Source organism: Lysobacter sp. M2-1 (genome assembly GCF_022662495.1).
Taxonomy (GTDB): domain Bacteria; phylum Pseudomonadota; class Gammaproteobacteria; order Xanthomonadales; family Xanthomonadaceae; genus JAKPBU01.
Genome location: NZ_JAKPBU010000005.1, coordinates 111,167 through 124,195, shown reverse-complemented (window position 1 = coordinate 124,195; position 13,029 = coordinate 111,167). Strand labels below are relative to the sequence as shown.

General features: G+C 60.5%; 12 protein-coding genes and 1 pseudogene. 3 read left to right on the top strand and 10 right to left on the bottom strand.

Features of this window, described 5'->3' with window-relative positions; all coding sequences use genetic code 11:
* Positions 1–285: 285 nt before the first annotated feature.
* Positions 286–933 carry a hypothetical protein gene (locus tag MC375_RS11490; RefSeq protein WP_242103533.1) on the bottom strand — a complete coding sequence of 216 codons (648 nt, stop codon included), beginning with the start codon at positions 931–933 and terminating at the stop codon, positions 286–288.
* A gap of 275 nt (positions 934–1,208) precedes the next feature.
* Complete coding sequence (locus MC375_RS11485; protein WP_242103532.1) at positions 1,209–1,355, bottom strand: hypothetical protein; 147 nt, start codon at positions 1,353–1,355, stop codon at positions 1,209–1,211.
* Positions 1,356–1,703: 348 nt separating this feature from the next.
* Between MC375_RS11485 and MC375_RS11480 the strand changes: the two genes are divergently transcribed.
* The gene (locus MC375_RS11480; RefSeq protein WP_242103772.1) at positions 1,704–2,057 is read left to right on the top strand and encodes a helix-turn-helix transcriptional regulator; all 354 of its coding nucleotides are present in this window, start codon (positions 1,704–1,706) and stop codon (positions 2,055–2,057) included.
* Positions 2,058–2,176: 119 nt separating this feature from the next.
* Here MC375_RS11480 and MC375_RS11475 read toward each other — a convergent pair whose 3' ends face one another.
* The 3 genes from MC375_RS11475 to MC375_RS11465 form a co-directional block, all read right to left on the bottom strand.
* The gene (locus MC375_RS11475; protein WP_242103531.1) at positions 2,177–2,869 is read right to left on the bottom strand and encodes a hypothetical protein; all 693 of its coding nucleotides are present in this window, start codon (positions 2,867–2,869) and stop codon (positions 2,177–2,179) included.
* Between the two features lie 402 nt (positions 2,870–3,271).
* The gene (locus MC375_RS11470) at positions 3,272–3,451 is read right to left on the bottom strand and encodes a hypothetical protein (RefSeq protein WP_242103530.1); all 180 of its coding nucleotides are present in this window, start codon (positions 3,449–3,451) and stop codon (positions 3,272–3,274) included.
* 251 nt (positions 3,452–3,702) lie between these two features.
* Complete coding sequence (locus MC375_RS11465; RefSeq protein ID WP_242103529.1) at positions 3,703–4,842, bottom strand: hypothetical protein; 1,140 nt, start codon at positions 4,840–4,842, stop codon at positions 3,703–3,705.
* Between the two features lie 459 nt (positions 4,843–5,301).
* Between MC375_RS11465 and MC375_RS11460 the strand changes: the two genes are divergently transcribed.
* Both MC375_RS11460 and MC375_RS11455 read left to right on the top strand, forming a co-directional pair.
* Complete coding sequence (locus tag MC375_RS11460; protein WP_242103528.1) at positions 5,302–6,450, top strand: DUF4062 domain-containing protein; 1,149 nt, start codon at positions 5,302–5,304, stop codon at positions 6,448–6,450.
* A gap of 12 nt (positions 6,451–6,462) precedes the next feature.
* Positions 6,463–6,969 (top strand): hypothetical protein, encoded by a 507-nt coding sequence (locus MC375_RS11455; RefSeq protein ID WP_242103527.1) that lies wholly within the window; start codon positions 6,463–6,465, stop codon positions 6,967–6,969.
* 321 nt (positions 6,970–7,290) lie between these two features.
* Here the strand turns inward: MC375_RS11455 and MC375_RS11450 are convergent, their stop codons facing one another.
* From MC375_RS11450 to MC375_RS11430, 5 genes and pseudogenes are all read right to left on the bottom strand, one after another.
* Positions 7,291–8,361, bottom strand: a complete 1,071-nt coding sequence (locus MC375_RS11450; RefSeq protein ID WP_242103526.1) for a DUF262 domain-containing protein — start codon at positions 8,359–8,361, stop codon at positions 7,291–7,293.
* 11 nt (positions 8,362–8,372) lie between these two features.
* Positions 8,373–8,954, bottom strand: a complete 582-nt coding sequence (locus MC375_RS11445; RefSeq protein WP_242103525.1) for a hypothetical protein — start codon at positions 8,952–8,954, stop codon at positions 8,373–8,375.
* Positions 8,955–8,963: 9 nt separating this feature from the next.
* Positions 8,964–9,437: pseudogene (locus tag MC375_RS11440) on the bottom strand (methylmalonyl-CoA mutase); the annotation flags it as partial.
* Entirely contained in the window at positions 9,428–10,699 is a 1,272-nt protein-coding gene (locus MC375_RS11435; protein ID WP_242103524.1) for an NAD(P)/FAD-dependent oxidoreductase, read from the bottom strand. The pseudogene MC375_RS11440 and the gene MC375_RS11435, both read right to left, overlap by 10 nt.
* Positions 10,700–10,928: 229 nt before the next feature.
* Positions 10,929–12,899 (bottom strand): VCBS repeat-containing protein, encoded by a 1,971-nt coding sequence (locus tag MC375_RS11430; protein WP_242103523.1) that lies wholly within the window; start codon positions 12,897–12,899, stop codon positions 10,929–10,931.
* Positions 12,900–13,029 lie beyond the last annotated feature (130 nt).

The following is a 13,029-nucleotide window of genomic DNA, read 5'->3' as shown; positions in this document are numbered from 1 at the left end:
ACTGACTTGGGTCCTGCAGAATCCAGGCCGAACCTGGTCACTGCAAAACGCAAAACAATGCGGGGAACTGTTTTGATTCGTGCCGAACGCTTTGAATTCACGGCCGCACGGTAATGGCGATATTGGCTGTCTGATCGCCGAACCAGGCGACGCCGTCCTGCACCATCCGCATCGGAAGTTGTGAGTGCCCGGTGTGGTGGGCGACGTTATGGCGAAGTCGATAGTGGCGGTTTGTCCAGAGGCTCTCTACAGAGGGGCAGGTCAACCTGCCCCCTAAGTGTGCAATCAAGCCTTGAACAACTTGAAATCCGCCTTACATTTTTCGATAACCTGATCCATTGGCATGTCAGGGTGGCCCGCCGTGATTATGTCTTGGTACCTATCTAGAAATGTATCAAAGTCCAACTTTTCAATATCAACCGTGGCCTTATATAGACAGAATGCACTAACTTGCTCCACCTTTGTGGTCAAGCTAGTGGACTTCACAGCCCGACTCCACGCCATGAAGTCCAGCCTGATAAGAGCGACTCCTTCGTTAACAAGGTAATACTCGTTCTTGAGGCTTTCGCTACCCTCTGACTCGCCAAAAAGTGCAGTGACCATTTCTGTAAGCAAGCTTGTAACACCGTTCTGGATGTTCTCCGAGCCCCCTTTGACGAAGCCCTTGATAGCACCAGAGACAACGCTGGATATCTTGTCGGCGTCCGACGAAACGTACGCTTTGGTCACATTCTTGTACGACTGGATTTTGCTGATCGCAACAGTCTGATCTTGTCCAACCCCAGCGCCCCGCAGCCTGTTCTCGATCAGCTGTTGGAAGTATTCGGCCTTCACAGTCGCCAACGCCTCCAAGTTATCGAGAAGCTCTTTGGCTTCCTCATTTAGATTCTTAGCTTCATCAGCACCCTTGAACAAATCTCTTATTACGGCCATCGTAAATCCTCCTTCATTTCATCATGACTAAAAGATTCATTACACACATGGGGGCGCAACGAATCGCGTTCCGCGCATACTCACTTTTGCAAGCATCGTTCTCGGGGCTCTCAGCCCACACTCCCACTGCTTCTGCCGCATTCCTTGCGTAAGGCAGTGCCATTGGAACCTGGAACCTTTTCGATCTCTACCGAATCCGTAGAGATCGCATGCGTCTCCTTGGTCGTATCAATCCAGGACTCGACCGGAAGCGACTTGCTGTATTCCGAATCGGCTTAAGCGATGTACTTCTCGATCTGAAGCGCGAACGAATCGGCCTTGGCGTCGGCTAGTTGTGCGAGCGCCTCGATGAGTTCTTTCTGTTCGTTGTATTCCGGTTTACTGGAATCCAGGCCGTCGATGAATGATTTGATAGCGCCCATTTCGATAACTCAATTAGTGATTGAAAGACCCGTTGTTCACGTGGCGACCGTTCACCGTAGGTGCGGTTCGGCACCTGCGGCGACGGCCACTTTTCGGCTTCGAACGTGTGCGCCGCGAGCAACCCGGCTGCACGAACGCAGACATCTCACAACGTGGCGGGTGTCGCAACGGCGAGAGCGGGTGCTGGCGCGTCAGTTCCGCTCACTCGGCGTCTGGGCACCGTCGTTTGCGCTGGCCGGAACCGGTTACCGACAGCGTTTCTGTACGAAAGCACGACAGAATCCCTGACGAGTCAGTACTGCTTCCCTCGGCGTTGGGCAAAGTTCGGAGGAGTTGCCGTGTACGCGATGCCGGTTCGCATTCGGCAGTGCAGGACTGCCGCGGGACTGTCACAAACCCAGTTGGCGGCACAGGTGGGCGTGCGCCGTAGCGCGGTCGCGCAGTGGGAGCAATCCAACGGCGGCACGTCGCCGAGCGTCGGTCACCTGGCGCAGGTGGCGGTGACCACCGGGGTGTGCTTCGAATGGCTGGCGACGGGCCGGGGGCCAACGCGGCCGAGCGGGGCGGAGTTCGAGTCCGCCGCAACGATCCTGGATTTCGCTAAGGACGAGCTGGAGAACCGGGTGCTGGACTCGATCCGCCGGCTGTCGTATCGCAACCGGGTGATGGCATGCCGGATTGTGGAGTTGATGTCGACTTGAGCCGGCGCCCGATGTCAGACAAAAGGCAGACAAAAGGTGTCAGGGAAAAACAGCACGCTGACCCCCTGTTCGTTTCCGACAGCTCAGAGTAGGACCCGTAGGGCGGGCTCAAGCCCGCCTTACGCGGATCGGTGCAGACGCACCCTACTCGATTGCCTGGCATGGTCCGGCGGCCGATGTGCTGGCATTTGCAACACTGAACTCCGCAGGCCATCCATCGCCAAGGACGCGAGCCCCGCACAGTAAGCACCCCGTTCTTCGCCAACGCCGGTTCGCAAACGAGCCCCCTCACCGAGCCGCTGCGCTTCCACCTGATCCAGGATGGCTCGCAGGGTGACTGCGGCGTCGTAGATCGCCTGGCCCAGCAGTGGCAGAGTGCCGCCAGCCAGTTCGGCGGTGTGGCCGGCCGCCACAACATCGCCGTGGGCCGAGATCGCCTGGATCAAGCGGTCGAGCGCGTCGATCTGATCCAGGGTGACACCGAAGGCAAAGCGCGCGTCTGCCGTGTCGGACACCTCCGGCGCCGCCCCGGACACGGCACTGCGTTCGCCTGCGCCCGTCACGATCTGCCGCGGCGCAAACCATGACATCTCCTGCAAGACGAGGTCGGCCTGCTCTGCCAGCAACTCCAGGCAGACCGCAAGCTCACCCACGGGCACCTCCGGCGCTAATTCCTGCTCCTTGTACGTGCGCGGCTGCGCCAGCCGTGCAAGAAACCTGATGTGATCGCTCAGCTTTGCCAGCCGGAGTTGGCTGTCCTCCGGCAGGAAATAGCCCGGCACGCCCGGATCGCTGGATTCACCCTTCGACATCGTCGCCTCCTCACTCCATGAAGTGGCCGCCCGCCGCAATTCGGCGGACGGGAAGTCGGGAGGTTCGAAACCGCACGTAGACGGCGGGCGTATTTCCCCGAAGGGTGTTGTATTAGCCGCCCTCCCGACGCAGGCATCGCGTCGGTTCATGCCCGCAGTAGCGCGGGCACAAAAAACCCACCGGCATGACGGAGGTGGGTACCGCTACGTGAGGAGTTTCGACGCTCCTTGGAATCGAGTCTGCTACTGGATTTGAGGGGTGTCAAGGCAGGTACACGTTGACTCGATTGCCTTCAACGAGCCTTCGGCCTGCCGCGCTACGTGGTAGAAATGCCCCTGACACCTTTCTCACAGAAAATCCCCTCTGACCCCTGTTTTTCGTGGGGTCAGAGTACAAATTCATCAACGCAAAATGGATCTCTGACCCCTATTTCCGACCCCTATTTCCCGGGTGAGCTGGCGGCGGGTGGCGTTGTCCATCGCGATCAGCCCGGTGGTGGCGGCTTCCAGCGCGGTCAGCGCGTTGTTGATGGCGGTCAGCTGGTCGTCGGTCAGGGTGAGGGACAGCAGGTTCTGGCTCACAGCAAACTCCTTTGCATTCCATGTGTCGCCCGAAACCCCGGGCGTGGGCGCCCCGCCACCCGGCGGGACGGACGGAATGCTGCCGATCCCGGCACGGCCTGTCCCTCAGGCAAAGCCGGAATGGCGGCTAGGAAAAATCTGAGTAGCACGGCTCGTCGGGCGGGCGTAGGGCGGGCCCTGGCCCGCCTTCCGCTCCCAAAATCGGAGCAATAGTGCCGTGAGCCACAACTCAACCACCAGCGCTTACAAAGCTAGAAGTCCTCAATCCGGTTGACCCGCTTTGCGATCAGCTCTGACAGCGCACAACGCTGCTCTGGATCCCAGATATCACCGTGAGATCCGGACAGTGAAGCGTCGGCCCACGCAATCCATACGCCCTTGGCGTATGCAACCTCGCACTGCTCGGCAAACTTTGGGTCGACCTGGATTGTTAAACCGCTGTCGAGCGCTGTCTTGCACTTGTCAGGCACACCGCGCGCAGTGAGCGGCGCGCACGAGTGTCCCAACGGGCGCGCCGTCGCGGTGTGCGTTCGTCGATTGAGGTCGAAGCCGATCGGCAGTCCATACGCGCTTTGGAAGATCTTCCCGACCGTGGTGTCCTTGGTTGCCTGCAATAGAAGCACTTTCCGATGTTGCCTGCGGGCGATGCGCTCTCGGGCAGCGATCACCGTCCCTTCTCCGTTCAACGCCCCATCTTGCTCTCCAGTGAGCGCATCGAACAGCGCGAACTCCTTCGAGGTAATCGCCGGATTGAGCAGGAAGTACTCGTGTCGATCGGCGACCTCCGCATGAGGCTCTTCGCGTAAGGCGTTGTAGAGTGCGTTTGCACCGAGACTGTGGCCAGCCACGAAGACATCCCGATCCTTGAAATCGCGAACGAGGTCAAGCACCTGTCGCAAATCCCCCATTCCCACGCGCGAGGACGCCTCCTTGCGCTCATGGAACGTAGGTGCATCCGTGAACTCGAGTATTCGGGGCAAGAAAATGGCGTCCTGCGCGTCGCCGCGCCATCCCACGTAGATTCCCTGCACTGCCGCGCACGCGCGGCGCACCTGCCGACCGACCGCGCAGATGTCGCGATCGAGCTGCGCAATGAATTCGCGAAACTTGGGTAAGTTGTCCTTCTTGCCCGATGCGTTGTGATGCCAGCCGTGGACATACAGCACGATCGGCGAATCAGGACTTTGGCGTAACCACTGGGCCAGCTGGTCCTTATGCTCCGGCGTGAAAAGCTGACCAGCCACTTGGGGATATCCGGCCGAGCCCTCGTTGATTTGGATAATTCGAATACCGCCTGGACTTCCGGTATTGCTTGGGCGCTCTCCCGGATCGACCGGCCACTCCTTGTCGGCAATGGTGCGACATCCCCCAATCGCCAGGGACACCAGCAAGCAAAGCGCGAATCCCCAGCGTCCACACATTGGCCACCCCCATTGCTTTCACGCTGCAACGAAGTTTGCGCGAACGGCCGGCCATTTGTTGAATGCTGGTAGCCTCACGATCGGAAAACCGGAGGGAAAACCAGGCTCAGGGGAAAAACAGGGGTCAGAGTACGAATTCATCACTGAAATAGTTCTCTGACCCCTGTTCTCCCTCGGGAGCGCTTCGCTTACCCGGGCTACGCTGGCTTAAACCCAACTTACGCGGGTTACGAATATCGCGAGGCGGCAGAGGTCGCTGGATGAGCCATCTCGTGGACAGGGCGACCCGATACCTAGCCGAATCACCGCCAATGCGACGGCTTAATTGCCTCCGTCCCGTTTGAATCTGGGTCACTCCAACCTGACCCCCTTTTTTCGCGCTTGGCGCCGTTCTTCGTAAACTATTGGCAGGTGCACTCGGGCGGGCATATGAAGATATTCATCAGTTCCCTGATTTCCGGGTTGGAGGCCGAGCGTGCAGCAGCCAAGCGCGCCATCGAGCTGCTTCGGCATGAGGCAGTCATGGCCGAAGACTTTGGAGCTCAGGCCAGATCGCCCCAAATCGCTTGCCTAACCGGACTGCGCCAGTCCGACCTGGTCGTGCTAGTTCTTGGAACTCGATATGGCGCTAAGCAAGCGTCAGGGCTGTCGGCCACCCACGAGGAATATCGGGAAGCTCGTGGGCGCAAGCCAATTTTGACTTTCATCCAGCAAGGCGAGGCCGAACCCGACCAAGCCGCGCTGATCGACGAGGCGGGGGCATGGGAGAGCGGGCTGTTCCGGGCGGCGTTCTCGACTCCGGACGAGTTGCGGGACTTGGTTACCCGGGCGCTGCATGACTACGGGTTGGCCCATGCAAGCGCACCTCTGGATCCAAGTGCCCTGGCCCGTCGTGCCCAAGAGCTTCTGCCGGAGAGCGGGCATGGTCGCTCGTCGGGCGTGGCCCTGCATTTGGCGGTTGCCGCGGGGCCAGAGGCCACAGTGCTTAGGCCCGCAGAGTTGGAAACCCCAACTCTGGGCGAGGAAATGGAGCAGCGGGCACTGTTTGGCAACACGGCCTTGTTCGATCGTCGCGTAGGAACGGAAACCCGACTGCAGTCGGGCTCGCTGATCTGTTTTCAGGAACGTTCCTACAACGCGCGCGCTGAGATCCGCCTGTGGGGCACCGGCGATGTCCGCTTCATCCTCCCGGCACGCGAGGAAGAAGAGCGCGGCGGGATGGGGCTGCCGGTCGTCATTGAAGAAGCGGTTGCTTCTCGGCTGGCAGCTGCGCTCGGCTACACCGCCTGGCTGCTCAATCATATCGACCCTACCGAGCGCATCACCCACGTTGCCTTGGCAGCCGCGCTGATAGGCGAGGGCGCGATGGGATGGCGGACCCGAAGTGAGCACGCCGCCAGCCCCACATCTGGCTCATTCGACGCATTCGGTCGCGAGCGGGAGCGTGAAGCTCCTGTCATGCTTGCGCCGCCCCACCGAGTGCGTGCAGCCTTGTCGATGGATGCACGACGGATCGTAGAAGACCTAGTCGTGCTGTTGCGGAGGCGCTGGAAGGAGCCGGGCGGCCATGACTTATAAGGAGCAGGAGTAATGAAGATCCCGGCACAGGCGTATGCATACCTCCACCCCGCAGATTTGGCTCCCGGACAGTTGTTCAAGTTTCGTGGCAGTTGGGCGCTGCGCGTTCTTCATGGCGAGGACCGCCAAGGATTTCTCATGCTCGAAGGCGAGCGAGCCGGCACTGTGTTCGACCTTATCGCGGGAATGGTGCGATCTGTGTCGATCATCGAGCCGTTCGGCTGGTTTCCCATGGTGTCCGGCGGGGACACACCATCACCGGATGCGGACATCGCCCTAACGCTGAACCTCACTAATGAGGGGCCTCTCATCGGCGGGACTGACGCTCGGGATACTTGGGACCGCACCTACATCGCGTTCGGCCTGGATGGATGCGGTGTCGAGATGGAAGACCTGCACCGCGCAATGCGATTTGACCAGTGGTCCGTGGAGCTTTACCACCGGGATCGTCCGTTCTCTAGCCTGGGCGTACTACTGGAGTTGGATCGGCGCCAGAACCAGGACCATCATTCCTCGTAAAAGGCTACGGCCATTGGACCTCTGGATCCCCCAACGCCTTGCTTTCGGGAACCGGGACTAACGGGCAAGGCTGGACTACCCTTGTTGTCCTCCTGTACACAGCAACCCCTGTTCTCAGCGCCCGAAATCAGCGACCGAGGATGATATCAAGATTCTCCAGCGCCTCACGCAAGAAAGTCACGCTGCGTGTACCGCCGCCGACACCGCCCGATCTATCCGCTTCCTCTCGACGCTCCAACCTGAGCTCAAGCAAACGCCCGTAATTGACCTGCCCGCCAATCCGCAGCAAAAAAACACTACTCTGACCCCTCTTCTTTGTAGCTACCAAACCGCTGAAAGCAGCTCTCCAAGTACCTCTTGGCGGCGCTTACGATTAGCTAGATCACTTGCTGCTCGACTGACCGATAGAGCGTATTTGGCTATGGCATCTGTATCCGCCACCTGGACTTCCATCGGGAGTTGTTCGCCAACCTCATCATCTTCAGGAACTTGATTCACAAGCCAAGCGTCTACGTCGGAAGCAAACCTTAGAAGGGTCCCAGCCACGGCTGCGCGAACGTCCGATGCTAGCGGGAGGTTGGCAGCTTTAGACGAGAAGGCTAGAAACAAAGTGTAAAAGTCTGATTTCTTTTTCCAGCGTGTATGACGCAAATCCGGAAGCACTCCCACGATCTCGTCTAAGACTCTCCGGAAGACCGTGACAACTTCCTCTGCCCTATCAAACTCTGTTTCGTACGCGCGGTAAAATTTCTCAAGCGATGATTTTTTGTTTTGCAATCCATGAAGGTATGCGATGACAATCTCACTCACATACTCAGCATCAAGCATTCGCTTTCTATCGTTCGCTGAAAAAACCCCAACCTCGTCCCACTGGGCATACTCAGCTATCAGCTCAATAATTCCAATGAATTTTCCGTAATACGTAGCGTGCCTAAGCTCTTGGGCATTGAGCGTTACGGTGTTTCGATTAATTCTCTGAAAAATCGCGCGCAGCTCGTCATCAGGCATTTCAGGCAACTGCCTTACCACGAACACGTACTCAAAGAGCCGCTTTTTATCTTCAGCCGTCAACTCATCAAAAGAGCTTGACGCTCCACGTTGTGCGTCATCCGCAAGCGGGAACTTGCCGGCCAGATACTCCAATACTGCTCGCAGACGCTGTTGACCATCCACAACGACGTGCTCCTCAGCACCCTGGGAGGAAACGAGCGTCTGCATATACAACTCGGGGATTGGATATTCCAGAAGGATTGTTTCGATCAGCGAAGCTTGCTGCTTTACTGTCCAAACAGGATTTCTCTGGAATGGGGCATGGAACTCGAGCTCGGCGTTCTGGCTCGCTCGCAAAAACCAGACAACGGACCGAGTTGTGAAATTTAAGTATCTGTGCATTTCGATTCCAGTTAGATCGCCGCGTCCCTCAACTTTGAGACGCTATTGATACTGTATGCAGTGAGAGACTCCGCGTCGCCATACAAACGGAAATTAATCTCTCTGCCATTGATAGGAGATGCCGCAGCCATCTTTGATGATGCACCCAGCCAGTCAGCACCAAATGGAAAGTAGCCTAGGAGAATGTCAGTGGCGACGGTGCCCCAGTAAATAAGTCGTTTGCGATGATCATCGTATGACGCCCTTTCCTTGTAGGTCATCGCGGCGCGCAGGTGCGAGTTGTTTCTCAGAAAGCGCCAAGCCACTTGGAAGTGATATGGCGATATAACGGCTACATCAATATCGGAACCGTCCGAAAACTCTCTGAAATCTTTACTTGGGTTCAGACTCACCCCCACTGAGGCGCTACCGACAACTACTAAAGAGGACGCGTCTACTTGAATTAGCTTAGCGAGCGCTCTCCGCCATGACGCGTATGCTGCTCGATCGTCCGAGAAAACGTGTGGAGTTCTGTCGAAAACATGCTTAGAGACGAACTCCTCGACATCACTGGTGAGGAGCTCCTTCTTGAACAACTTAACATCAATAGCCATGTTGAGCTCTCACATATTCCTCCGATACTCCCCACCCACGTCATACAACGCATGACTGATCTGCCCCAATGAGTGGGTCTTGACCGCCTCCATCAACGCCGCAAACACGTTCTTCCGGTCCCGCGCCGTCTTCTGCAGATAGCCCAACCCATGCCCATCATGCGGCTCGGTTGCGGCAGCGGCATCGTCCTCCACCGGATGCCCATGCGCGGTCTCCCCCACCGGCGCCAGCGGGTTGCGTGAGGCCTGCCAGCCGCGCACGTTGTCGATCTGCTGGCCCTTCTCTTCCTCGGTCGAGCGGATCAGCTCGATCTCGGTCACCACCTCGCCCGCATGTTCCTTCGGCAGGAAGGTGTTCACGCCCACCAGCGGCAGCGAGCCATCGTGCTTCTTGTGTTCGTAGTAGAGCGACTCGTCCTGGATCTTGCCGCGCTGGTACATGATGTCCATAGCGCTGAGGATACCCCTCTCGCTCACGGCATCGGCGCTAGACGTACCGGTGCGACCTCACCCGCGCTTTCGGCTCCGGCCTTTGCCAACGCTTCGAGAAACCCCTCCGGCAACCCAACCACCCCCATCCACCCCCTCCGCGTCCCACTCAACACCCGCAACATCTGCCCCCGCCCTCCAGGCACCCGCGACAGCGGATGAAACACCCGATCGCGGATTGCAGCGACGCGGTCGTGTTCCGACTGGAACAGCGGGGTGAGCCAGCGGCTCCAGAAGTGATAGATGGCCACGTGCACGCGGCGTTCGCGCTCGTACGCGGCGAGCGCCGCGGGCACGGCTTTGTGCGTGCGCAGCGCATCGCGCAGGGCGCGTGCGTCGAGCAGGGCCATGTTGACGCCCTGCCCCAGCTGCGGGCTCATGGCGTGGGCGGCGTCGCCCAGCAGCACGGCGCGGCCGCGCGACCAGCGCGCGTGCACGGCGTCGCGGTAGCGGGCCATGGCCAGGCCGTGCGGGATATCGGTGGCGTGCAGGCGGGCGGCGGCGTCGGGCCACAGGGTTTCGAGGTCGCCGCGCCATTGGCGGGCGGATGCATCGCCATCCAGCGCGGACACCGGCAGGCTCCAGAAGAAGCTGAGCCTGGGCACCGGGTCGCCCGGGCGGGTGCCGACCGGCAGCATGCCGGCCATGCGCCGCGCGCCGACGTAGCGCTGCTGCAGTTCCGCAGGCCACGGCCAGGCGCCCTGCTCCACCAGGCACCACTGCGCGCCCCAGGCGTAGGGCCGGTTGAGGCGCGCGGGCACCACCTGGCCGCGCAGGCGCGAGGCCGCACCGTCGGCCACGATCACCAGGTCGTAGCCGGCGTGGCGTGCGCCGTGTTCGTCGGTGAGGGTGCCGGCTTCGGCATCCATATCGACGATGGCGCTGCCGCAATGGATCTGGCGGCCGGATTGCCAGGCGGCATCGAGCAGGCCGAACAGCGCGCCGCGCTGCAGGCCCAGGCCGAAGTAGCGCGCGTCCAGGTCGGCATAGCGCATGTCCATGACCGGCCGCCCCGCGCCGGTTTCGCCATACAGGCGCGTGATGACCGCGCCGTGCGCCAGCACCGGCGCCAGCAGCCCCATCTCCCACAGCACCGACAACCCCACCGGCTGCAGCAGGAAGCCCGCGCCCACCGGCCCCAGCGCCGCGGCGCGCTCGAACACCGTGACCTCGTGACCATCGCCCGACAGCAGCAGCGCGCAGGCCTGGCCGCCGGTGCCGTAGCCGACGATCGCGATGCGCAGGCGTCCTGCCATGGGGGTCAGTTGAGGTGGGTGGAGTGGATTACGGCGAAGCGGGCGATGCGCCCTGGCGTGTGCTGGCCGATGTCCATCGTGTTCCCCCGTCCTTCTGCTGGGCGCATGGCCCAGCGGGATTTGCGTTTGAATACTTCAACGGCGCCCCGCGGGGGATCGGGACGCGGGAATGCTTGCATGTTGTGGGGGGTGGGCGCCAGCTGTGGCCAAGAAGGTAGACGACGGCATTTCACTGCCCGGGCAGTGTCCACTCCGCCCCGGCCAGCTGCGCAACCTTGATCTGGATTTGGGAGTTGCCGAAGCGCCAGATGACATTGGCGCCAGTGCTGGTGTTGCGCCAGAACAAGTCGGAGACGCCATCGCCGTCGTAGTCGCCCACGGCACCCACCTGCCAAGCCAGGTTGGTCACGTCTGTCAGCGGCTGGGGGAATTCACCGTTTGCTTGCGGCCAGATCATGTTTTGCCCAGTACCCGCATGACGCCACACGATGTCCGAGCGGCCAAGACCATGGAAATCGCCCACGCCCGCTACCTTCCAGCGCACATCAGTCATGGGCGCGATGAACTGCTGCGTCGCATGGTTGCCGGACTTCCAGATCGCATTGGCCCCGGTCCTGGCATGACGCCACAGGATGTCCGAGCGGCCATCGCCGTTGAAGTCACCCACGCCCACCACCTGCCAGTACACGTCGGTCACGGCGGCGATTGTCTGCTGCGTGGCGTAACTGCCGGATTTCCAGATCGCATTGGCACCCGTCGTGGCATGGCGCCAGAGGATGTCCGAGCGGCCGTCGCCGTCGAAGTCGCCCACGCCCGCCACCCGCCAGCGCACGTCGGTCAGGGCCGTGACCGGTTGCTGCGTCGCGTAGTTGCCGGCTTTCCAAATCGTATTCGAACCTGTCGTGGCGTTGCGCCAGAGGATGTCCACACGGCCGTCGCGATCGAAATCGCCATGTCCTACAACCTGCCATGCCATGCGCGTCACCGCCAACAATGGCTGGTCGAGACTCGCATTGCCAGAACGCCAGATCACGTTCTGCCCGGTCACGGTGTTGCGCCAGAACACGTCGGACCTGAAATCGCCGTCGAAATCGTAGATGACGTCGCTCTTGCACTTGCCGCGCAGGATGCTCATGCCGAAGCTGTTGCCGACGACGAGATCGGTGCACGCGTCCCCGTTGATGTCGCCGAGCGCCAAGGAGCTCGGCGTCGGCAAAGGGGTCTCCACCATCGAACGGACCGCCTGCCACGAGAATCCGCCGGCACCCCCCATGTACCGACTGACCGAGCTCCAGCCTCGATGGGAGACGAGGAGGTCCAGGCGACCGTCGCGATCGATGTCGTAGACGATCGGAGACACGGGATTTTGGTACGTTGAAATGTCCTTCGCATATTGGAAGAAACCGGTTGCATCCTTGCGATACACATGTAACGCCGCGCTGGCGCCGTTAGTGGTGCTCGTGGTGACGAGCTCGTCGATCCCATCCGCGTCCACGTCCAGCGCCACAATGCCTCCTGGGGAGAGGGGTCCCCAGGCGACGCTCGGATAGCCATAAGCCGGAAAGAATCTTCCGCTGCCGTTGTTGGGGTGGACGTAGAAGCCCGCGGTCGCCGACGCCATCAGGACGAGATCGGGATACCCATCTCCGGTGACATCCCTCAGCTGCAGCTGGCCAGACCCGTATGCCGGCGTCCACATGAAGATCGGCGCGGAGAAAGTACCCAGGCGATTATTGATGTAGAGACTGACGATGCCGCGAGTGTCCATGCATGCGATGTCGGACCAACCATCGAGGTCGACGTCGCCGGCTGCCAGTTGGTTGCATGCAGCGCTTGCCGGCACGTAGCGCCAGCCGCGCGAACTGGCATACACGGCCAGGCCATTGTGATGGCCCGCCACGAGCTCGCTGGATCCGCTGCGATCGATGTCGATGGCTCTTAGGGTATGCACCGATGCGACCTGGAGGCGATGCGCCTTCGGCGACTGCAGCGATCCCGTGGCGGTCTGCAGGTGCATCCAGACCGTATCGTCGCTCTGGCTGATCGCGATGTCATCTCGGCCATCTTGGTTCAAATCGCCGATGGCCACCGCCTTCCCGCTACTAGTCAGGCCGCCGCGCATATTGACGGGCAATTCGAACGCGAAAGGTTTGGCGAGACAAGGCTGAATCGACACGGCGCACCCCAGCAGCAGCAACAACCATCGCGTAATGGCCGGCTTCGACGGCGCTTCATTTATTCCGGTCCCGCTCACCTCCCCTGGGTGCCGCATGTGCCGGCTGCACTGAGTTCGCTCTTCCCTTGCGCGCTGGGCGCAGGCGGTTGGACTT